Genomic DNA, 22,353 nt, shown 5'->3' on the forward strand with positions numbered 1-22,353 from the left:
TTGGATTTAAAGCCAATCTTGTATCTTTACCCCAAACACTTTACCTTATAAATGAATATTTACCTCGTATATTTATTAATTGGAGTTGTATGCCTTGCCTTGGGGTACTTCTTAGGGAACTATATTCAGAACTTAAAAACGAAGTCTACAAATAGTGCCCTTGAAGAACGTGAGCAGCAATTAAACACTAACCTTGGCGTATTAGAGCAGCGATTACGAGATAGCGATGTACTTAAAATAAATCTACAGGCAGAAAAGGAACAAATGGGAAACCAGATTGTTCGGTATCAAGCAGATTTAGAAAATCTTCAACTTAAAAATACAGAACAAAAAGAAGAAGTAGAAAAGCTGCAAGAAAAATTCACCAAAGAATTTGAGAACCTTGCCAATAAAATTTTAGAGGAAAAAAGCTTAAAGTTCACTGAACGTAACGAGAAGAATATTAAAGATATTTTATCTCCTTTAAATGATAAAATACAGCTTTTTGAAAAAAAGGTCGAAGAAAGCCAGAAAGAAAATATTAGCATTCATTCCGCTTTAAAAGAGCAACTTTTAAACCTTCAGAGCCAAAACCTAAAGATTACCCAAGAGGCCGAAAATCTTACCAAAGCTTTAAAAGGCGATAGTAAAATGCAAGGAAACTGGGGAGAACTGGTATTGGAACGCGTACTTGAAAAATCGGGGTTAGAAAAAGACCGTGAATATACGGTTCAACAAAGTTTTACTAGAGAAGATGGTTCTAGAGTACTTCCTGATGTGGTTATACACCTTCCTGACGGCAAAAAGATGGTTGTGGATTCAAAAGTATCCCTTACCGATTATGAACGTTTCGTAAATGCAGAAGATGATAATCTTCGCGATAAATTCCTGAAAGACCACATCAATTCACTCAAAAGGCACGTAGACCAACTTTCAGCAAAAAAGTACGAAGACCTTTATGCTATGGAAAGTCCGGATTTTGTCCTGATGTTCGTTCCTATAGAACCTGCTTTTGCCATTGCCATAAACAACGATAATAACCTGTATAACAAAGCTTTTGAACAAAATATCATTATCGTTACCCCATCTACCCTATTAGCTACATTACGTACTATAGATAGTATGTGGAATAACGAAAAACAACAACGTAATGCTTTGGAAATTGCTAGACAGGCAGGTGCCCTTTATGACAAATTTGAAGGTTTTGTAAACGACCTTACCAAGGTTGGCAAGAAAATGGACGAGGCCAAATCCGAATACAAGGGAGCTATGAACAAGCTTGTTGAAGGCCGCGGAAACATTGTAGTAAGTATAGAGAAATTAAAAATAATGGGAGCAAAAGCTAAAAAATCAATCCCAGAACCAATATTAAAACGCGCTCAAGATGATCATTTTGAAAGCGAACTAAAACTAAAATCATGAAAAAGTCGCTTTTTGTAACCTTGGGGATTATTGTAGCCCTCTTTGGAATTGTTTACGCATTTATTTATTTTGTAACCTATAGTGATGGCATAAGGACTGGCGAGCTCATTAAAATAAGCCATAAAGGAGTAATTATAAAAACTTGGGAAGGCGAAATAAGCCAGGGGATTTCTGGAGCTCAAATCTTTTCTTTTTCCGTTTTAGATAAGGATAAAGAAGTAATTGAACAATTACAGGAACACCAAGGTCAGTATGTAAAATTACACTATGTAGAGCGCTTTGCCACTTTTCTTTGGCTAGGCGATAGTAAATATTTTGTAACCAAAGTAGAGCAAGAAAATTCACCTCATTTTAAGAACTAATGGAAAAATTTAAAACCGCTAACGAATCTAGGGTATCAATTACAGAACTCATGCTGCCCTCCCACTCTAATTTTGGCGGAAAGGTTCATGGAGGACATATTCTTAGCCTCATGGACCAGATTGCTTTTGCATGCGCCTCAAAACATTCGCAAATGTATTGTGTAACTGCTTCTGTAAACCGAGTAGATTTTTTACATCCCGTAGAAGTAGGCGAGTTATTAACGCTTCGCGCTTCTATAAACTACACAGGAAGAACATCTATGGTAGTTGGTGTTCGTGTTGAATCTCAAGACATTAAGTCTGGTACAAAGCGCCACTGCAACTCATCATATTTTACCATGGTGGCAAAAGATGAAGATGGCAGAGGCGTACCAATACCTGGTCTACTTTTAGACAACGAACAAGGTGTTAGGCGTTTTGCCAGAAGTAAGAAACGAAAAGAAGAAGCTTTCTCCAGAGACACCGAGTTCGACTCTACTCAATTTAAATCAGAATTGCATTTAGAAAGTCTAAACGGTGAAAACGTTAAACTTGACCTTCCCTGATTTTAGCAGCTGCGGCCTTATCTAAAAACCAAACTAAATCACCCAATGTTGGGGCTACTAAATTAGCGGGGTAAGTATCACACGCACCATCACAATTTAGAATTTCCCCAACCTTTTCTTCCTTGCTAGCTCCTGTAACAAGAAAAGCAACGGTTTTAGAATGATTGATAAGGTTACCCGTTATTGTAATTCTTTTTTGACCTGAGTCCGGATGAGCGGCTACCTCACAAAGGTTTACAGATTTCCATAGTTCCATTTCATATGGAAAAATAGATGCGGTATGACCATCGTCTCCCATGCCTAAAATCACCAAATCAAACTGTGGAAAACCATTTTTTCCAGGAAGCTCATCTTTTAGCACTTGGGCATAACGAACAGCTTCTTCCTCTGGATCATTCTCTCCCTTAATTCTATGGATATTCTCTTCTGGAATTTCAATTTTTGACAATAGGTGTTCTACTGTCATTTTATAATTGCTTTCATCATCAGTAGGAAGTACACAACGTTCATCTCCCCAATAGAAATGAACTAGCTTCCAGTCTATACTCGTGCCAAATTCCTTTGCAAGAACATCAAAAACTATTTTTGGTGTACTTCCTCCAGAAAGTGCCACATGAAAGGGCTCGTCTCCTTTTGCTTTCTCAGCAAAATACTTTGAAAACTCTTGAGCAACTTCGTTCTTATCTTGATATATCTTTAATTCCATAGTCTATTTTAAATTGTATAAAAGGCTGCTCTAGGAACATCACCCAAAGCAATAATTAACAAATGACACAAAAACCAGGGTCGTCCGTTAAGTTTGGTCCAGGATTTCTCCACTCACCAATACCTTCTATTAATTCATGAGAATTTTCAGGACCCCATACACCTGCGGCGTACCCGTACATTCTAACATCCTTACCACTAGACCAATACTTTAATATAGGATCTACAAATTCCCAAGCAGCTTCAACTTCATCTGCTCTAGCATATAACGTAGCATCACCTTGCATAGCATCTAACAATAAACGTTCGTATGCATCCATAACATGAGTCTCTGCTAAACTAGAATAGTAAAAATCTAAATTAGCTCGCTCCACTTTAAATCCTTGACCAGGTACTTTTACTCCAAATTTCAATAATATACCTTCATCTGGCTGAATACGGATAACCAACTTGTTATCCTTACTATCCAATCCTGATTCCTGAAAAATCTGGTGATGTGGTGTTTTAAAGTGTATAACTACTTCTGTAGCCTTTGTTGGCATTCTCTTGGCAGTACGCACGTAGAACGGTGTATCTTTCCACCGCCAGTTATCAACAAAAAACTTAATGGCAGCAAACGTTTCTGTAGTAGAATCTTTATTTACTCCCTCTTCTTCGCGATACCCTTTTACTTCCTGACCATCAATTACAGATTTGGTGTACTGAGCTCTAATGGTGTTATCGAAAAGCTCTTTATCGGTTTTCATTACCCTAAGGGATTTAAGCGCCTTTACTTTTTCGTTTCGGATATCTTCTGGAGCATCACTAATAGGTGGCTCCATAACAATTAATGAAACTATCTGTAGCAAATGGTTTTGGAACATATCTCTTAGAGCTCCGGATGTATCATAATAACCACCTCTTTTCTCAACACCAACACTTTCTGCATTGGTAATTTCTACATGGTGAATATAATTACGATTCCATAGGGGCTCAAAAATACTATTGGCAAAACGTGTGATCAGAAGATTCTGCACCGTTTCTTTACCCAAATAATGATCTATTCTATAGATTTGATCTTCTTTAAAAAACTTCTGAAGACCAGTATTCAGCTGTTTAGCCGTATCTAGACTATAACCAAAAGGTTTTTCAACAATTAATCTTTTCCACCCGTTGTTTTGGGTATTCATACCGGCTTCCGCCAAGTTATGAGCTATTGTCTCGTACAATGTAGGAGGCGTGGAAAGGTAATATATAATGTTACCAGAAGTCTGGTATTTATTCTTTAGGTCCTCTACTCTTTTACGCAGACGGCTATAATCCGTATCGTAACTTCCACCTAAATCTTCATAAAAGAATTTATTTGCAAAGTTTTTTATACCCTCATCCGATAGGCCTTCTAGCTTACCTTTTAAGTATGTACTCTCTGACACCACTTTTTTTCTAAAAGCACTATCTGTCATATCACTTCTACTTGCCCCTAGAACTATAAAATTATCAGGAAGTTGATCTGCCTGATGAAGATTAAAAAGTGCGGGTACAAGTTTTCTTGCAGTTAGGTCGCCAGATGCGCCAAATATCACAAGAATCTGATTTTCTGTTTTATTCATAATGAGATGGTATCCATATACTATTTGAAAGGTTAAAAGTATCGAAAAGATGCAGTAATACCAACGAGTTTACCCTAAGATAATCTTACATTTCAATAATTTCGTTTAATTTTGATTGTATCGACCAATAATATCACTTTTATGGTCGTCCATGTAATTTTAAAATTAGAAGATGGAAGAAAAATATGATTTTGGATTAGTTGGCCTTGGAGTTATGGGGCGTAACTTTATATTAAATGTAGCCGATAATGGTTTTTCTGCCTACGGATATGATTTAGACCCTGAAAAAGTAGCCGCTTTAAAAGAAGAAGGTGGTCACGAAGCCAAGGTAAATGCCGCTACAAATATTAAAACATTTGTTCAGGCGCTAAAACAACCTAGAAAAATTATGCTTTTGGTTCCCGCAGGTAAGATTGTGGATGCCGTAATTGAAAGCCTATTACCGCATATTGATCGAGGAGACATTATTATAGATGGTGGTAATTCATTCTTTACGGATACTGACCGTCGTGAAGCTTATCTACATGACAAGGCTATCAACTTCTTTGGAGCAGGTGTTTCCGGTGGTGCTAAAGGTGCTCGCTTAGGACCAAGTATCATGCCTGGAGGTTCAAAATCTGCTTACCAACACATCAAACCTATTTTTGAAGCGGTTTCGGCAAAATATAAAGGGGAACCTTGTGTAGCTTACTTAGGTCCAAAATCATCTGGTAACTATGTAAAAATGGTTCACAATGGTATTGAGTACGGATTAATGCAACTTACTTCTGAAGTTTATGATTTGCTTAAAAAAGCTGGTGATTTTTCTAATGAAGAAATGCACGATACCTTTTCTAAATGGAACGCAGGTCGTTTACAGTCTTTTTTAGTTGAAATTACTTCTAAAATTCTTGAGCAAAAAGATGAACTTGGTTTAGACAAAGGGCATTTAGTAGATCAAATTTTAGACAAAGCAAAACAAAAAGGTACTGGAAAATGGACTAGCCAAAACGCAATGGATTTAGGTATTCCTGTTCCTTCTATTGATATTGCCGTTAGCATGCGTGAGATATCAGGTCTTAAAGACGAAAGAATAGAAGCCGATAAGTTATACGACCGTCCAGAAATTGAGAAATTAGATAAAAAAGAATTGGAAAAAATGGCCGAAGAAGCACTTTACTTCTCTTTCATTATCACCTATGCTCAAGGACTTCATCAATTGGCGGACGCATCCAAAGAATACAACTACAACCTAGATATTACAACAATTGCAAAAATCTGGCGTGCAGGCTGTATTATTAGAGCTGGCTTATTAGCTGATATTTCTGAGGCTTTTGAAGCTGATAAAGATTTACCAAACCTTTTACTTTCTAGTCATTTTATTGATAAAGTGAAGAGTACGGTAGGTTCTACTAGAAAGCTAGTGGCACATGCAGCTGCAAATGGTATTCCTTTACCTGGAATTTCAAACTCTCTTACTTATTTTGATGCATATACCTCTAGCAGATTGCCATTGAACTTAATTCAAGCACAAAGAGATTTCTTTGGTTCGCACACTTACGAGAGATTGGATAAAGAAGGTATTTTTCATACAGAATGGGAATAGACAAATAGTTTGGAAGTATCAAAATTTAATGAGGACAGAACGTTAAAGGCAATGAACAAATACAGCAATAGAAGCTTTTTTATTGAAAAACCTATTTGGGCAATAGCCAGCGCTCTTGTACTTATTATTCTAGTTACTTCATGCAAGCGACCAACCGAGGAAAAGCCGGTAAAGGTTCTTGACGAACATACTTTAAATAGAAGGGTTGACCGTTCTACGGTTGACCCTCTTACCAAACAGGTATACGTACCCATATACTCTGATATTTATAACCAAACCAGGGATTCTAGAACATTATTGACTGCAACTTTAAGTATAAGAAATACGAGCTTAAAAGACAGTCTCTTTATTACGACCATAGATTATTACAATACAGGTGGTGATTTGGTGAGAAGTTATTTAGACCAAGCAATCTACCTTCGGCCTATGGAATCTATAGATTACGTTATTGAGCAGCAAGATACTTCTGGTGGTAGTGGAGCTAATTTTATAATTGATTGGTACTCTAAACGCCCTATTAACCCTTTGTTCCAAGCTGTAATGGTTGGCGGGCTAGGTGCTCAAGCCTTTTCTTTTACTACTGAAGGAATTGACGTAGAAGCACCATAATCTTATTAAAACGTAACTAGAGCATAGTTATAGAGGTGCCATTTATCAATGAATTGCCTACTTCGCAGTCTATTGCGAAGTAAATTCCTATATTAGCTAGCCAAAAAGGTCATACCCACAATTTTATACTGGCCCAAATATTCTTATGAGTATATTAAGAGCACTTGTATTCGTATTTTTTCTTTCCCATTTAACCAATGTACAGGCTCAGAATACTACAGAATGGCAAAGAGACACCTTGGAGTCGTATGTCAACAAATCCAATGAAGCTTACGAACAATACAATTACAAAGACGCTATAAAATATGCCTCTACACTTATAGAAAAAGGGCATGAATACAACTACGATTACTACGAGTTTTTAGGATACGATATTTTAGGTGGAATTTATTCTGAAACCGAGGATACTATAAAAGGAAGGATTTATTCTGAAAAAGCTCTAGAACTAGCAAGAACCACTCAAGCAGATAGCCTAGTGGCATGGGGAGCACTTAACTTAGGTATTCTTTACTCCGATAATAAGCAGACATATCCAAAAGCAATTAAGTTCTTTAAAGAAAGTATAAGTCTAAATGAAAAGAACAAAGACTATGACGAGGTTTATTTAACCTATGTTAACCTTATCTGGACATACTTAGATAACAACCAAATAGATAAGGCATATACCTTTCTTCAAAAAGCAGAAGCACTTTCTACTAAAAATGTAGACTCTCTTGACAAATTATATATAGACCTTTTGTATGGCAAGTATTACTTAGCAAAGAAAAAATATGATTCCGCTGCTCAAAAGCTTGAAAACATTGCACTTACTGCCGATAAAAATGAAAATACAGATTTAGCTATTGAAGCCTATGAAGATTTATCTAAGCTATACAGTGAAACTGATGATTATAGAAAAGCATTTGCCAATCTAGACAAATACAATCAATTCAAGCAAAAGGCGTATACCTTAAAGAAGTTAGAGGAAACGGAAAAGGCTAGGGCAAAATTCGATTTAGAGCAGACACAAAAAGACTTACAATCCGCTTTAAAAGAACACGCCTATTCCGAAGAGCTTATTTCTAAGTCAAAGTCGCTTACCACTCTTCTTGTTGTTGCTATTGTTATTCTTGTTCTAGCCCTATTTGGCATCATTGTTTTTTATAAGACAAGAAAGATTTACATTAATAATCTTAAAGCAAAAAATAAGCAACTTAGTATAGCCAATGAAAAAGCAGAGAAGCTTTCTAAGGTAAAAACTAAGTTTCTTTCTACCGTAAGTCATGAACTACGAACTCCATTGTACGGGGTTATTGGTATCTCTACGTTACTAAAAGAAGATGAAAATTTAAAGGCCTATGCAGATGACCTTAGTTCTTTAAAATTTTCGGCAGATTATTTACTTGCCCTCATTAATGATGTGTTGCTACTAAGTAAGATGGATGCAGAGGCCATTACCTTATCCAAAATTCCTTATGAACTAGATGTACTCATCCAAAACATTGTTCGTTCTTTTGAATTTTCGCTACATGAAAACAGTAATAAGCTGCACTTACATATAGATAAAAACATACCTAATAATCTTGTTGGCGACCCTATACGGTTTTCTCAAATACTTATAAATCTGATGGGTAATGCCATTAAATTTACCGAGAACGGAAACATTTGGCTAAAGCTTATTTTAGTAGAACCCGCTGATAGCACCACCTGCAAAATAAAATTTATCGTAAAGGATGATGGCGTTGGTATTCCTCTGCATATGCAAAAGGAAATTTTTAACGAGTTTACCCAGATTGAAAACAAAAACCACAATTATACAGGTACAGGACTAGGACTCACTATTGTAAAAAAGATTTTGGCACTTTATGAAAGTGAAATTAAACTAACCAGCGAACCCAATAAAGGGGCTAAATTCTGCTTTCAACTAACGCTTAAAAAACAAACCGAACAAAACACAGAAATACCAGTTATAAATGGTATTCACAATACCTCTGATGAGCCTAAAAACGGAAATTTAGCTCACGTACTTATTGTAGATGACAATAGAATAAATCAAAAAGTAACTCAAAAGACTTTAGAAAGACGAAACATTAAATCTAGTTTGGCAGATGATGGAGCTCAAGCCGTAGCTATGAGTAAAGCCAATAATTATGATTTAATATTGATGGATATTAACATGCCGAATATAAACGGAATGGAAGCCTCAATAATGATTCGTAAGTTTGATAAAAATATTCCTATAATAGCTTTGACCGCCGTTGAATTAGATGAAGGAAGAGAAGAAATACTCAATTCGGGCATCAACGATATCATACATAAGCCTTACAATATTCCTGAGTTCTTGAATACCATTTTCAAATACCTTCCCAAGGAAGAAATGGATTTATCACACTAAAAAATCTATTTTAAAATGGCCAAAACTGAATACCGTATCTACGTCATAGAGCTTTCCAAAAAAGTATTCACAGAAAACAGGCGTTTTCGCGAAGCAAATCCTCAGTTTAACGGTGTTTTAGAATGTGTGTATGTTGGCATGACCAGCAAAACCCCAAAAGAACGTTTTGAACAGCATAAAACAGGGTACAGAAACAAAAAGGGACACAACCTATCTTCTAACATTGTAAAAAAATACGGGTCTTATTTACGCCCCAGTCTTTACAATCATATTAAACCATTGACCACTAGAGCTGCAGCCTTAAAAATGGAAGAAATCTTAGCTCTGGAACTTCGCCGAAAACGGTACGCTGTCTGGTTTAACTAAGTACCTCCTTCCCTTTTCCATTACATATCAAAAATTAGTAACTTTAGAGAAGTATGTCTCAACGATTAAATACTTCAACTACAGCTTATGGAAGGATTGATAATGGATTACCCTCTCACCACAACGACAATTCTTGAATACGGAAATAGTGCATTCAAGCATAAAAAAATAATTAGTCACCTACCCAACGGTTCCAGGCATGAATATACATTTGGCGACCTTCACAAAAGATGCAAGCAGCTAGCAAATGTACTTACCCATAAACTAGGGGTCACTAAAGGTGATATGATCGGCACTTTTGCTTGGAACCATTACCAACATGTAGAACTTTATTATGGAATACCAAGTGTTGGGGCAATTTGTCATACCATAAATATCAGGCTCTCATCTCATCAAACTGAATTCATCATAAATCATTCTGAGGACAAAGTAATTTTTGTAGATGCCTCACTTGTTCCTTTATTAGAAAAAATTGCGGGTCAGCTAGAAACTGTGGAGCACTACGTTATTATGAATGCCCCGGAAAAATTCAGCACTACGCTTTTGAACGTGCTTCATTATGAAGACTTGTTAGAAGGTGAATCAGAAGAGTTTGAATGGCCAACCTTAAGTGAGAATGACGCTTGCGGTATGTGTTATACTAGTGGCACAACTGGTTTACCAAAGGGTGTACTTTATACGCACAGATCCACATACTTGCATGCACTGACTATTTCTACCCCAAATGCAGCCAATTATGATAATTCGGACATTGTGTTGCTCATAGTTCCACAGTTTCATGTTATGGCTTGGGGATATCCTTATTTATGTCTTATAACCGGTTCCGATATGGTATTACCATCTTCTAATCTACAGCCAGAAGCTATTATCTCCATTTTGCAAGAAGAAAAAATCACAAAAGCCAATGGTGTGCCCACTATTTGGATGGGAGTTTACGAAGCAATGAAAAAGAATCCGCCAAGACCAAAATTAGCATTACAAGAGTATCTAGTTGGAGGCTCTGCACTCACCGCGAGTCTCATTAAAGGCATGGACGACGATTTCGGTATTAAGGGCGTACAAGCATGGGGAATGACAGAGACTTCCCCTTTGGGTACCGTAAGCCGCTTGCAGCCCCATCATGAAAAACTAAGTACAGAAGAAAAAATAAAAATACGTGCCAAACAAGGTATTGAATTTCCTGGCATTGAAATGCGCGTTGTTGACAATAACGGCAAGGTAGCGGAGCGTGACGGAAAAACCATGGGTGAACTACAGGTTAAAGGAGCTTGGGTTATTAAGTCCTATTTTAAAACAAATAATAGGGATAATTTTACGGATGACGGGTGGTTTAGAACAGGTGATGTAAGCACGGTGGATAGCGATGGCTATATGCATATTACAGACCGAACAAAAGATTTAATCAAAAGTGGAGGCGAATGGATATCTAGCGTTGCCTTAGAATCTGCATTGATGTCTCACCCAAAGGTTAAAGAAGCAGCCGTAATAGCCATACCAGACGAAAAATGGGCCGAAAGACCATTAGCGGTAATTGTTCTGACGGATGAAGATGAAGTGGTCTTAGATGCCAATTTTAAAGAATTTTTATCTCGAGATTTTGCAAATTACCAAATACCTGATAACTATGTTTTTGTTAATCAAGTTCCCCGTACCAGCGTAGGTAAATTTGATAAAAAAGAAATTAGAAGACTTTATGCACAAGGCGAGTTATAAAAGAAAATCGTGATCAATTGAATTAAACACATCTATTATTTACAGTAAATACAGCTGAACATCTATTCTAGATTTTCAGCTTTTTTTTTGTAAAAACACCTCCATTTTATGCGGTTTAACACCAATGTATAGCCTTTAAAATGTAAGTATTAGTTATTCCTTTTTATATAAATGTTGAGAATATAGAATATCTACTCTTCTATAAACCAGTTTTTTACCACAACATAGCCTTATTAGGCAACAAAAATTTATATCATACGGTAATCATTCATAAATTGTAAGAGTTAACCTACTTTAAATAAGTCTATCCAGTTATTATGATTTCACCCAAGCAATCAGCTACACTAGTGTTATGGTCGTCTTTACTACTGCTATGTTGTAAGCTTGCTTTTGCGCAGCAAAATCAAAACCCTTTGTCTTTTCAACACTTACCGGGTGGTTTATCTCAAAGCTCTGCTAACGTAATATATGAGGATAGCTATGGTTACTTATGGATTGGCACCAGAAATGGACTCAATAAATACGATGGTAAAAACTTTCAAATATATGAGCAGGCTCAAGATACCAAGACAGGGCTAACCAATGGCTATATAGAGGATATTTACGAAGACAATAATAGACAACTATATATAGGTACGGTTCAAGGTTTAAACATCTATAACCGAGAAATGGATATCCTAAAGTCCTACCCCTTCATTGGCGAGGGCGAAAAACTAGCTTTAGAACATTTCTATTCTGTTGTTAAATCTTCAGATTTCCTTTGGTTAGGAACCACCACTAGCATCTTCAGGTATCATATTACCACAGGCGAAACCAAAGAATTTAAATATCACGGAACACCTGCACAAGATAACTTTTTTGTGAAAATTGCTAAATTAGATAATGAAAGAACTTTAGTCATAATTGATAACGACATATGGATATTAAATAGTGAATTACAAGTCTTATCAAAACTTCATGAAAATCATAGAATACGAAGTGTAATACAACAAAGCTCATCTCAGTTTTTAATTGGCTTACACAATGGTGAGCTAATCGAATTAAAAATCAAAAATGATAATTCTATAAACATAGAAAGAACAAGCATAAGTAGTGGCTACCCCATACTATCATTATCAATTGCCGCAAATGGTGATTATTGGATAGGCAGTGAAAATGATGGACTTTATATCTACTCAAAAAGCACCAAACAATTATCAAATTTAAAGTATGATAGTAAAAATATAGAATCGATTTCTAGTAACTCTATATGGTCTATATATAATAATAAAGGAATTATGTGGCTTGGTCCATATAAAAAAGGTCTAAGCTTCTACGATCCCATATATCATAAATTTAAGCATGTAAAAAATGAACCTTTTAATTCTCAGTCTTTAAATAACAATAACATAAACTCCTTCATTCAGGATAGAAATGATACTAATGACCACCTTTGGATTGGAACCGATGGCGGTGGACTAAATTATTGGGATAGAACTACTAATTCTTTTGTCAAATACAGTTTAGATAATAAAAATCTTAATACCAATGTCGTCCTTAGTATGCTACAAGATAAAAACGACCAACTATGGTTGGGGTCTTGGGGCAAAGGAATTACCATCTTTAATATCAAGGATAAAAACTATGAGGTATTAACCAAAGAAAATTCCTTTTTACTATCAAATAACGTATTCAATCTAATGATGGATAGTAAAGGGCGCATATGGATTGCAACTTTTCACGGTGGATTACAATTCTATAATCCTGAAACCGAAACTCATAAAAACATAGACCTTAAAAACAATATCAATAACACTAAGGTCTCTACCATCACAACTTTAACCGAAGATAAAAATGGAAATATTTGGGTTGGAACCCAAATTTCCGGACTATTTAAACTTGTTGAAAAAAACGAGGAGTGGCAATACACAAGTTATAACAGCCTTGAGAAGGAACAAATCTTAAGTAACGACTTCATTAATGCAATTGTAGAAGATACGGAGGGTAACTTATGGGTGGGTACACAAGCCGGTTTAAATAAATATAATTCCACAACAGATTCCTTTCAATCGATCCCACACAATGAAGAATTAAAAAATGACGCTGTTAAAGGAATTATAGAAGACACTAACCATTTGCTATGGCTTAGCACCGGTTCTGGAATTACGCAATACAACCCTAAAAGCACAGCATCTATACATTACTATATTAATGATGGTTTACAAGGCAGCGAATTCAATACAAATTCTTTCTATAAGACCAAAAACAACGAATTAATTTTTGGTGGTAGTAATGGCTTCAATTTATTTCAAGCAAAGGACATTAAAAAAAGGGAGGATAAACCTATTGTAAGTATTACCAGTCTAAAAATATTCAACAAACCTATTTATGCAGACGATGAATCTAAAATATTAAAAAAGCACATCGCGCAAGTAGATTCCATTACCCTATCGTATGATAATACTGTGGTGGATTTTGAGTTCAATGCTTTAACTTTTCGTCATCCAGATAAAGTAAACTACGCTTATTTCTTGGATGGTTTTGAAACGAATTGGAATTATGTTGGTCACAAAAACAACGCTACTTATACCAGTTTAGAACCAGGTAAGTATACACTTCGAATAAAATCTAGTAATTCTGATGGTATATGGAATAGCAATGAAACTGACTTACACATTACAATTACCCCTCCTTTTTGGAAAACCTGGTGGTTTCGCGTACTCATGATAGCTTTGTTAATTTCTGCTATTTATTTAGTCTTATTTCTCCGGGTTAGAAACATAAAAAAGTATCAATTAACACTGGAAAAAGAGATAGGTGAACGTACTCAAGAATTACAACTACAAAAGAAAGAACTAGAAAAAGTAGCAGATGAATTAACCACGAAAAATCAAGAAATTCAGCGTTTTACTTTTGCAGTTTCTCACGACCTTAAAAGTCCGTTAAGTGGTATAAAAGGTATTGCAAGCCTAATTCCTATGGAGTTTGTGATGAAAGATTTCCCTGAATTAGAACAGTACCTAGAAATGATTAATATTTCATGTGATACTATGAATAACCTTATTGCCGATATTACCAAAATTGCGAAAATTGGTAAAATTGAGAACAAAAATGAAGTGCTCGATACTAATGAAATTGTATCACTATCAACCACTTTGGTTAAAGGAAAATTAAAAGTATCTAAAGTAAAACTCATAGTTGAAGAAAACCTACCAAATATTTATGGCGACAGAAATAGAATTATACAAGTCTTTGGAAATCTTCTAGATAACGCCATAAAGTATATGGGCGACCAAAAACAACCTGTAGTTCATATTAGAGCAGAAGAAACCGGAGAAAAAATACAGTTCTCTGTTTCAGATAACGGTTCTGGAATGGATGAAAAATCTTTAAAAAAGCTCTTCTCCCCTTTTGAGCGATTTCACGCTGACGTAAATGGTACGGGGCTTGGCCTTTATATGATTAAGCAAATTGTTGAGTCCCACGATGGCATTATCTATGCAGAATCTGAGGGAAAAGGAAAAGGAACTACTTTTAGTGTAATCCTGCCAAACGTTGTAGGTCAGCAGATAAAAAATATGATCGATAATGATATAGTTCCTGAAAAAACCGATGACAATTAGTCTGCAAAGAAAAACTATTGATATAAAAAAAGCTTGAGCAATATGCTCAAGCTTTTTTTATGTTTAAAAATAGTATCTACTACTTACTTAAGTACATTTTTCTGCGGCCGTAAAGCTCATAGAACTGATCGTCTTTTAAACTATCAATAAAGAGAATACTCTCTCCCGTACTTTTCATTTCAGGACCTAAGTTCTTATTTACATTAGGGAATTTATTAAAAGAGAAAACTGGTTGCTTAATCGCAAAACCTTCCAATTGCGGATTGAAATTAAAGTCCTTCACTTTCTTTTCACCTAACATTACCTTTGTAGCGTAGTTCACGTAAGGCTCTTTATAAGCCTTAGCAATAAACGGTACCGTTCTAGAGGCTCTTGGGTTAGCTTCAATGATATAGACCATATCGTCTTTTATAGCAAACTGAATATTGATCAAACCAACTGTATTCAATGCTAAAGCAATTTTCTTTGTATGATCTTTTATCTGCTGCATAACAAACTCACCAAGGTTAAACGGTGGCAAGGTTGCATTAGAATCTCCTGAGTGAATCCCACAAGGCTCAATATGCTCCATTATACCAATAATGTACACATCTTCGCCATCACAAATTGCATCGGCTTCTGCCTCAATAGCTCCATCCAAATAATGGTCTAAAAGTAATTTGTTATTGGGGATTTTTCTTAGAAGGTCTACTACATGCGATTCTAGCTCTTCCTTATTAATTACAATCTTCATTCCCTGCCCTCCTAGTACATAGGATGGTCTTACTAATAAAGGAAAGTCTAATTGGTCTGCAAGCGCTAAAGCCTCATCTGCTGTTTCCGCAATACCGTATTGAGGAAAAGGAATATTATTTTCTTTCAGCATTTCAGAGAAACTACCTCTGTCTTCAGCTAAATCTAATGCTTCAAAGCTGGTACCTATAATTTTGATTCCGTATTTAGATAGTTTTTCAGCTAATTTTAAAGCTGTCTGCCCACCTAACTGTACAATAACACCTTCTGGCTTTTCGTGACGGATAATATCGTAAATATGCTCCCAAAAAACAGGCTCAAAATAAAGTTTGTCTGCTGTATCAAAATCAGTTGAAACCGTTTCAGGGTTACAATTGATCATGATAGTTTCATAACCACATTCCGCTGCCGCCAATACGCCATGTACACAACAGTAATCAAATTCAATTCCCTGTCCGATCCTGTTGGGACCAGAACCAAGAACTACAATCTTCTTACGGTCTGTAACAATACTATCATTCTCTACATAACGGGTTCCATCTGGCTTTTCTATTTCTGCTTCAAAAGTAGAATAGTAGTATGGAGTCATCGCCTTAAACTCGGCTGCACAGGTATCTACCAATTTGTAGACCCTATTAATGTTCATTTCTTCCGTACGTTTCTTATGCACTTCGCTCTCATAGCAATCTAGCATGTGAGCTATCTGTCTATCTGCAAAACCTTTTTGCTTAGCTTCCAACATTAAATCTTTGGTAAGCGTTGCAATAGTATATGTAGAGATTTCTTTTTCTAATAAATGAAGTTCTTCATATTGTTTCAAGAACCACATATCAATTTTTGTAATCTCATGAATTCTTGACAACGGAATACCCAATTGAATAGCATCATAGATTACAAATACTCTATCCCAACTTGGGATGGTCAATTTTTGAATGATTTGGTCGTAATTGGTATAACTTTTACCATCCGCACCTAATCCGTTTCTTTTTATTTCTAGAGATTGAGTTGCTTTGTGTAATGCCTCTTGGAACGAACGTCCAATACCCATTACTTCTCCAACAGATTTCATCTGAAGTCCTAAAGTACGGTCAGAACCTTCAAATTTATCAAAGTTCCAACGTGGTATTTTTACAATTACATAATCTAAAGTCGGTTCAAATAAAGCAGAAGTAGATTTTGTAATTTGATTGTCTAATTCATTTAAATGATACCCGATAGCTAATTTAGTTGCAATCTTGGCAATAGGATACCCGGTTGCTTTTGAAGCTAAAGCAGAAGAACGAGAAACCCTTGGGTTAATCTCAATTGCAATAATATCTTCTTCATCATCAGGACTAACTGCGAACTGCACATTACATCCTCCGGCAAAATCACCAATACTACGCATCATATGAATTGCCATATCACGCATTTTTTGGTACGTTCTATCTGACAGGGTCATTGCTGGTGCAACAGTTATAGAATCTCCTGTATGAATACCCATCGGATCCATATTTTCTATTGCACAAATAATAACTACGTTATCATTATCATCACGCAATAACTCTAACTCATATTCTTTCCAGCCCAATAAGGCTTTATCGATCATTACTTCATGAATAGGAGAAATTTCTAATCCACGACTTAATAACTCATCAAAATCTTCTGGTTTGTATACTATAGCAGCTCCTGCACCTCCTAAAGTATATGATGCTCTTATTACTAATGGAAAGCCAAATTCCTGAGCTATTTCTTTTCCTTTCAAGAATGATGTTGCCGTTGCCTGTGGTGCCATGCCAACACCAATTTTAAGCATTAACTCACGGAATTGCTCACGATCTTCTGTAATGTTTATCGCATCAATATCAACACCTATAAGATCTACTCCAAAATCTTTCCAAATTCCCTTTTCATCTGCCTCAATACATAGATTAAGAGCCGTCTGGCCACCCATAGTTGGTAGCACTGCATCAATTTGAGGATGTTCTTTTAGTATTTCAATTATTGACTTGGTAGTCAACGGTTTTAAATACACATGATCAGCCATTGATGGGTCCGTCATAATTGTTGCCGGATTACTATTTATTAGTATAGTCTCAATACCGTCTTCACGTAATGAACGTAATGACTGTGAACCTGCGTAATCAAATTCACAAGCTTGACCTATAACAATGGGACCGGAACCGATCAGTAGTATGGATTTTAAATCTTTTCTTTTTGGCATTAGTTGTATTCTTTAAAACTTTGGCTATAATTTGTTACAAATATCAATACAAATCTGACATAAAAAAAGGTGTTACTTATAAAAAGTAACACCTATATATTTCTTAAAAAATAAAATCATTATTTCTTATGTCTCGGTTCAGAGGATACAGAAAGTTTTTTTCTACCTTTAGCTCTTCTACGAGCTAAAACTTTTCTTCCGTTTACGGATGCCATACGCTCCCTAAATCCATGTTTATTTCTTCTTTTTCTCTTTGAAGGCTGATATGTTCTTTTCTGTCCGGGCATTGTATTATCCTTTTCTTTGTGTGATAAGAGATAGCGAAACCGCTCGCTAAAACTGGGCGCAAATATACAAAGACTTTTGGCTTTGCCAAATACATTTGTAAAAATATTTTTATTGAATGCCTGCCGCCTAGAGATAGGTTTTTATTACTTTTGCCAAAATCGGATTATAGCAACAGATTCAATATATGAGAAACTTTTTGGGCATTATTTTTATTGTTCTTTCAAGTACCGTTTCTTTAGCCCAGACACAACTTGAGTACAAATTAGAGAAAAACGCCGTCTTCACCGTAAAGCAAAACGCCGAGCAAACCATTACACAAGAACTGGATGGGGCCTCTCATATTCTAACCAATAAAATTAATGGTATTCTAGAGTTCAAGGTACTAGAAGTAAGAGATACCACATATAAGATAGCTTTAAAATTTAAAGATCTTAATTTAAATATGTCTTCTAGCATACAAGGAGAATTAATGGATGTGCATGCTAAAGAAGTGGACGAAAGCAATATGCAGTCGCAAATTTTCCATAGCCTTCTAAACCATCCTGTAAACATTATTCTATCTAAAACAGGTGATATTATTGAAGTAAAAGGTGGCGACAATCTTGTAGCTAAAATGGCCGAAGCATCTGGTCTTGAAGACCAATTTTCTTTGAATATGATGAAAAAATCTTTGGAAAAAGAATTTGGGTCGGAGGCGCTTTCTAACAGTTACAAGCAAATGACCTTCATTTATCCTTCTAAAAAAGTAAAATTAGAGGATACTTGGAAAAATCAATATTTGGGCAAATTGCAAGCCAATAACACTTGGACCCTAAAAGCAATTTCTGCTGACACTGTAAATTTAATAGGAACAGCAGATGTTATAATGAATGTTACCGAAGCTGCAACAGCAATGCATCTTAAAGGAACTCAGAAAACAAATATTACTACTAATGCCATAACAGGCTTTATAAAGAAAATGACCGTTGAAGGCACTTCTAAAGGATCATCTAGCATGACTCAAATGCAGGACCAAGAAATACCCACAACTATAGCGTCTTTTACATCATACGAACTCATTCCTAATTTAAACGAACCGATCAATAATTAATACACATGTTCAACAAAAATCTTAAAATAGTCATAGCAGGACTTATCATAGCATACGCCATATATCAATTTATAGAAGGAAATATAGGCAACGGAATTGCTTTGATTCTTTTATCTTCAATCTTTATATTTCTTTATTTCAGAAACGAGATAATTCTATTAGCTTTTCTACGCATGAGAAAGCAAGATTTAGAAGGAACTCAAAAGTGGCTTGATAAAATTAAAAACCCAGAAGCTGCATTAGTTACAAAGCAACAAGGGTACTTTAACTACCTACACGGTATTATACTTTCTCAAAAGAACTTAACACAGGCCGAAAAGTATTTCAAAAAAGCATTGAAGTTAGGCCTTACAATGGATTATGATATAGCTATGGCTAAATTAAGTCTTGCAGGTATTGCTATGCAGAAAAGAAGAAAAAGAGAAGCTACAACTCTTTTGAGAGAAGCTAAAAAGTTAGACAAAAGCAATATGCTTACTGATCAGATAAAAATGATGCAACAGCAGATGAAGAAAATCTAACTGACTGTATTTATTTAAAATCTGTCTCTAAGAGTTTAACTTACATTATAGAAGTGGTGCCCATAACCTACTAAAAGATTCCTTTAGTTTACGTCTTAGGCCACGGTTTTGCCATCTTTCTAACTCAACCTCTTCACATTCCTTTAAATCATCTAAGAAAGTTGCCGCTAGTTTAAGGTTTATTTCCTTGTTGTATAGCATAGCATTGATTTCAAAGTTGATGGAAAAACTTCTATAATCTAAGTTGGCCGTTCCTACGGTTGAAAACAAATCATCTATAACCATGGTTTTAGCATGAATAAAGCCTTTTGTATACCTGTAAATTTTAATGCCTGACTCCAAGCAATATTCAATATAAGAGTCACCAGCGTACTGCGCTGCCCAGGAATCAGATTCATAAGGAACAATTACCCGAACATCAATACCACTTCTAGCAGCGGTAGCTAAGGCCGTTAAAATAGCATCATTGGGCATAAAGTAAGGTGAAGTAATATAAATGCGTTCTTTTGCCGAACTAATGGCACAAAAGATAGCTTCCATAATATTAGCCCAATCCGTGTCTGGTCCGCTGGCTGCAATCTGTACAGCAACGGGTTGATTCATCTCCGGTTTACTTTTTGGAAAAAATGATTTTTCTATTTCTACTTCATTATGAGAAGCAAAGTTCCAATTTAACAAAAAAGACGATTGTAACGAACCTACTGCCGCACCCTGAAGCCTTAGATGTGTATCTCTCCAATACCTTGGATTATCATATGAATTATCATAACGTTTGGCCATGTTTATACCTCCTACGTAGCCAACCTTCCCGTCTATGACCACAATTTTCCTATGGTCTCTATAATTAAGTTTACCCGTAGAATTTGAAAAAATTACAGGCATAAATGCGTAATGCTCAATTCCCGATTTGGTCATTTTATGTTTTACACTCCTTGCAATCTTACTACCAACATCATCATAAACCAACCTAACTTTAACACCAGCCTTGGCTTTTTCCATGAGGATTTCAATAATTTTATTCCCAAGTTCATCACTAAAAAGAACAAAATATTCTATGTGGATATGGCTCTCGGCATTTCTTAAATCCTCAAACAAACGCTTAAATTTCTCTTCGCCATTAATTAAAACCTCTACATTGTTATCAAAAGTAAGAACAGCCTTCTCGTTGTTTTTCAATAATTTATACACTTTAAAAATACCCTCACCATAAGTTTCTTCAAAATCTTCCCTTTCTTCACAATCCAATTTAAAATTGGCTCGCCATTCCATTATTTTCTTATTATCCAGAAAATATTTCTTTTCAAAAATTTTAGATTTTCTATAGTCTTGTCCAAATAGATAATACACAATCAACCCTAAAAAAGGCAATACAGCAAGAGCAAAAAGAAACGAAAGCGTCTTTACCGGGTTCTTATTTTTTAAAAGGATGAAAAAGGAAAGCACAATAACAAGCCCATAATTAATCGTTAGAAGAATTAACCAGAGATTATCGTTAAAAAGTTGTAGTGCGGTATCCATCTTTGTGATTGCTGAATAAACTCTTAGAACATTCTAAGCGAACTAGCATTTAAAGATGGGAAATAAAGTGGCGTAAAATGACCTCAATGCGAAATTAATATAACGCATTGAGGCTTTAAAATTAACTATTTGCCAATTTTATAATATCCCTTATTTGGAATTTCAATAATATATTTTTTACGCGAACTGTTGTTCAAGTGCGCCTCTCTAAGCCAAGGATTATGTCTTTTCAATATTTTATAATTGATTTCGTACTGTTGCGCGTAATCTGCAAAGCTTAATACAGGCTCATCTAGCTCTACTTTAAAAGTAGGCACTGCCTGGTACATATCTTCTTTATCAATATCAAAACCATACTTCTCCGGATGACTCAATATTTCTTTTATGGCCATAATACGAAATACATATCTACCTGTCTCCTGCCCTAGAAGAAGGTCATAGTAATTACTTACTTGCTGGATACCCAAATACTTATTAATAGCACCTGCACCTGCATTATAAGAAGCAGCAGTCAACGTCCAACTGCCATACCTTTTATAGTTTCTGTTTAAATATTCACAAGCTACCTCAGTAGCTTTTTCTAAATTATAACGCTCATCTACGTTTCCGTTTACCTCCAAGCCATGCTCCTGCCCAGTAGCTTTCATAATTTGCCAAAAACCAGCAGCACCCGCATGTGATTTCACATTCTGAAGTCCGCTTTCTGCAACTGCTAAATATTTAAAATCATCAGGAATACCATTCTTTGCTAAAATAGGCTCTATAATAGGAAAGTACATGTTGGCCCTTTTTATTAATAGTACAGCATTTGATTGCCAATACGTATTAACCAAGAACTCACGATCTATACGTTCCATAACCTCTGGATCATCCTGAGGGACAACCTCACTAGCAAAATTTAAATCTTCAGGTATTTCTATAGCAGAAATACGGTACCCTTCGGCAACGCTTTTATCTACTTCTTTTGCTTCATTTTCAGCATAATCAGCATCACCTTCAGCAGGCTCCGCATTATTCTGTACGGCAAATATCAAAGTGCTCACGACAAAAAAGACACCCAAGAGCATCAATACATTCTTTAAAATCTTCATTTTTTGGTATTGTACGGTTTATTCAAAGTTAATAAACTCTTTTCTAATTTTTCTACCTG

17 protein-coding genes are annotated in these 22,353 nt (G+C 35.6%); 11 read left to right on the forward strand and 6 right to left on the reverse strand.

The genetic code is table 11. From position 1 onward, the window contains the following. Positions 1-51 precede the first annotated feature (51 nt). From rmuC to HW347_RS07315, 3 genes are read left to right on the forward strand one after another with little or no spacing between them, the layout of a single operon-like run. Positions 52-1,401, forward strand: a complete 1,350-nt coding sequence (rmuC, locus tag HW347_RS07305) for a DNA recombination protein RmuC (RefSeq protein ID WP_214611236.1) — start codon at positions 52-54, stop codon at positions 1,399-1,401. Next, a complete protein-coding gene (locus HW347_RS07310; protein WP_155595820.1) occupies positions 1,398-1,763 on the forward strand; it encodes a 6-phosphogluconate dehydrogenase in 366 nt (121 codons plus the stop codon). Before rmuC ends, HW347_RS07310 begins: the two co-directional genes overlap by 4 nt. Further along, positions 1,763-2,308, forward strand: a complete 546-nt coding sequence (locus tag HW347_RS07315; protein ID WP_155595819.1) for an acyl-CoA thioesterase — start codon at positions 1,763-1,765, stop codon at positions 2,306-2,308. The genes HW347_RS07310 and HW347_RS07315 overlap by 1 nt, the downstream gene beginning before the upstream one ends. Here HW347_RS07315 and pgl read toward each other — a convergent pair. Continuing rightward, positions 2,289-3,014, reverse strand: coding sequence for a 6-phosphogluconolactonase (gene pgl, locus HW347_RS07320; protein ID WP_214611237.1), 726 nt, complete (start codon positions 3,012-3,014; stop codon positions 2,289-2,291). The genes HW347_RS07315 and pgl overlap by 20 nt on opposite strands. 55 nt (positions 3,015-3,069) lie before the next feature. Further along, positions 3,070-4,602 carry a glucose-6-phosphate dehydrogenase gene (zwf, locus tag HW347_RS07325; protein ID WP_214611238.1) on the reverse strand — a complete coding sequence of 511 codons (1,533 nt, stop codon included), beginning with the start codon at positions 4,600-4,602 and terminating at the stop codon, positions 3,070-3,072. A 172-nt stretch (positions 4,603-4,774) separates the two neighbouring features. Here zwf and gndA point away from each other — a divergent pair, with 172 nt between their 5' ends. The 6 genes from gndA to HW347_RS07355 all read left to right on the forward strand — a co-directional run bounded on the left by gndA (position 4,775) and on the right by HW347_RS07355 (position 14,851). Then, the gene (gndA, locus tag HW347_RS07330) at positions 4,775-6,187 is read left to right on the forward strand and encodes an NADP-dependent phosphogluconate dehydrogenase (protein ID WP_155595816.1); all 1,413 of its coding nucleotides are present in this window, start codon (positions 4,775-4,777) and stop codon (positions 6,185-6,187) included. Positions 6,188-6,196: 9 nt separating this feature from the next. After that, a complete protein-coding gene (locus HW347_RS07335) occupies positions 6,197-6,796 on the forward strand; it encodes a DUF3124 domain-containing protein (RefSeq protein WP_214611239.1) in 600 nt (199 codons plus the stop codon). A 145-nt stretch (positions 6,797-6,941) separates the two neighbouring features. Beyond that, on the forward strand, positions 6,942-9,170 hold the full coding sequence (locus HW347_RS07340) for a tetratricopeptide repeat-containing hybrid sensor histidine kinase/response regulator (protein ID WP_214611240.1): 2,229 nt from the start codon (positions 6,942-6,944) through the stop codon (positions 9,168-9,170). A 15-nt stretch (positions 9,171-9,185) separates the two neighbouring features. Further along, a complete protein-coding gene (locus HW347_RS07345) occupies positions 9,186-9,536 on the forward strand; it encodes a ribose-5-phosphate isomerase (protein WP_214611241.1) in 351 nt (116 codons plus the stop codon). 87 nt (positions 9,537-9,623) lie between these two features. Next, positions 9,624-11,249, forward strand: coding sequence for a long-chain fatty acid--CoA ligase (locus tag HW347_RS07350; protein WP_214611242.1), 1,626 nt, complete (start codon positions 9,624-9,626; stop codon positions 11,247-11,249). 413 nt (positions 11,250-11,662) lie between these two features. Next, on the forward strand, positions 11,663-14,851 hold the full coding sequence (locus HW347_RS07355; protein ID WP_225901845.1) for a ligand-binding sensor domain-containing protein: 3,189 nt from the start codon (positions 11,663-11,665) through the stop codon (positions 14,849-14,851). 79 nt (positions 14,852-14,930) lie between these two features. Here HW347_RS07355 and carB read toward each other — a convergent pair whose 3' ends face one another. Both carB and rpmH read right to left on the reverse strand, forming a co-directional pair. Beyond that, the gene (gene carB, locus HW347_RS07360; RefSeq protein ID WP_214611244.1) at positions 14,931-17,786 is read right to left on the reverse strand and encodes a carbamoyl-phosphate synthase large subunit; all 2,856 of its coding nucleotides are present in this window, start codon (positions 17,784-17,786) and stop codon (positions 14,931-14,933) included. A gap of 119 nt (positions 17,787-17,905) precedes the next feature. Continuing rightward, positions 17,906-18,073, reverse strand: coding sequence for a 50S ribosomal protein L34 (rpmH, locus tag HW347_RS07365; protein ID WP_072991142.1), 168 nt, complete (start codon positions 18,071-18,073; stop codon positions 17,906-17,908). Positions 18,074-18,258: 185 nt separating this feature from the next. On the opposite strand from rpmH, the gene HW347_RS07370 reads away from it, so the two are divergent. Together HW347_RS07370 and HW347_RS07375 are read left to right on the forward strand one after the other, a co-directional pair. Continuing rightward, the gene (locus HW347_RS07370) at positions 18,259-19,164 is read left to right on the forward strand and encodes a DUF6263 family protein (RefSeq protein ID WP_214611245.1); all 906 of its coding nucleotides are present in this window, start codon (positions 18,259-18,261) and stop codon (positions 19,162-19,164) included. A 5-nt stretch (positions 19,165-19,169) separates the two neighbouring features. After that, a complete protein-coding gene (locus HW347_RS07375) occupies positions 19,170-19,685 on the forward strand; it encodes a DUF2892 domain-containing protein (protein WP_214611246.1) in 516 nt (171 codons plus the stop codon). A gap of 45 nt (positions 19,686-19,730) precedes the next feature. On the opposite strand, the gene cls is transcribed toward HW347_RS07375, so the two are convergent. Together cls and HW347_RS07385 are read right to left on the reverse strand one after the other, a co-directional pair. After that, positions 19,731-21,203, reverse strand: a complete 1,473-nt coding sequence (gene cls / locus HW347_RS07380) for a cardiolipin synthase (RefSeq protein WP_214611247.1) — start codon at positions 21,201-21,203, stop codon at positions 19,731-19,733. Between the two features lie 125 nt (positions 21,204-21,328). Further along, positions 21,329-22,294, reverse strand: coding sequence for a lytic transglycosylase domain-containing protein (locus tag HW347_RS07385; protein ID WP_214611248.1), 966 nt, complete (start codon positions 22,292-22,294; stop codon positions 21,329-21,331). Between the last annotated feature and the right edge of the window lie 59 nt (positions 22,295-22,353).

It is taken from the genome of Zobellia barbeyronii (assembly GCF_018603515.1).
Taxonomy (GTDB): domain Bacteria; phylum Bacteroidota; class Bacteroidia; order Flavobacteriales; family Flavobacteriaceae; genus Zobellia; species Zobellia barbeyronii.

Bases quoted from the DNA above. Each gene is read 5' to 3' on its own strand.
- rmuC (WP_214611236.1), top strand. From the start codon at position 52: ATGAATATTTACCTCGTATATTTATTAATTGGAGTTGTATGCCTTGCC.
- HW347_RS07310 (WP_155595820.1), top strand. From the start codon at position 1,398: ATGAAAAAGTCGCTTTTTGTAACCTTGGGGATTATTGTAGCCCTCTTT.
- HW347_RS07315 (WP_155595819.1), top strand. From the start codon at position 1,763: ATGGAAAAATTTAAAACCGCTAACGAATCTAGGGTATCAATTACAGAA.
- pgl (WP_214611237.1), bottom strand. From the start codon at position 3,014: ATGGAATTAAAGATATATCAAGATAAGAACGAAGTTGCTCAAGAGTTT.
- zwf (WP_214611238.1), bottom strand. From the start codon at position 4,602: ATGAATAAAACAGAAAATCAGATTCTTGTGATATTTGGCGCATCTGGC.
- gndA (WP_155595816.1), top strand. From the start codon at position 4,775: ATGGAAGAAAAATATGATTTTGGATTAGTTGGCCTTGGAGTTATGGGG.
- HW347_RS07340 (WP_214611240.1), top strand. From the start codon at position 6,942: ATGAGTATATTAAGAGCACTTGTATTCGTATTTTTTCTTTCCCATTTA.
- HW347_RS07345 (WP_214611241.1), top strand. From the start codon at position 9,186: ATGGCCAAAACTGAATACCGTATCTACGTCATAGAGCTTTCCAAAAAA.
- HW347_RS07350 (WP_214611242.1), top strand. From the start codon at position 9,624: ATGGAAGGATTGATAATGGATTACCCTCTCACCACAACGACAATTCTT.
- carB (WP_214611244.1), bottom strand. From the start codon at position 17,786: ATGCCAAAAAGAAAAGATTTAAAATCCATACTACTGATCGGTTCCGGT.
- rpmH (WP_072991142.1), bottom strand. From the start codon at position 18,073: ATGCCCGGACAGAAAAGAACATATCAGCCTTCAAAGAGAAAAAGAAGA.
- HW347_RS07370 (WP_214611245.1), top strand. From the start codon at position 18,259: ATGAGAAACTTTTTGGGCATTATTTTTATTGTTCTTTCAAGTACCGTT.
- HW347_RS07375 (WP_214611246.1), top strand. From the start codon at position 19,170: ATGTTCAACAAAAATCTTAAAATAGTCATAGCAGGACTTATCATAGCA.
- cls (WP_214611247.1), bottom strand. From the start codon at position 21,203: ATGGATACCGCACTACAACTTTTTAACGATAATCTCTGGTTAATTCTT.
- HW347_RS07385 (WP_214611248.1), bottom strand. From the start codon at position 22,294: ATGAAGATTTTAAAGAATGTATTGATGCTCTTGGGTGTCTTTTTTGTC.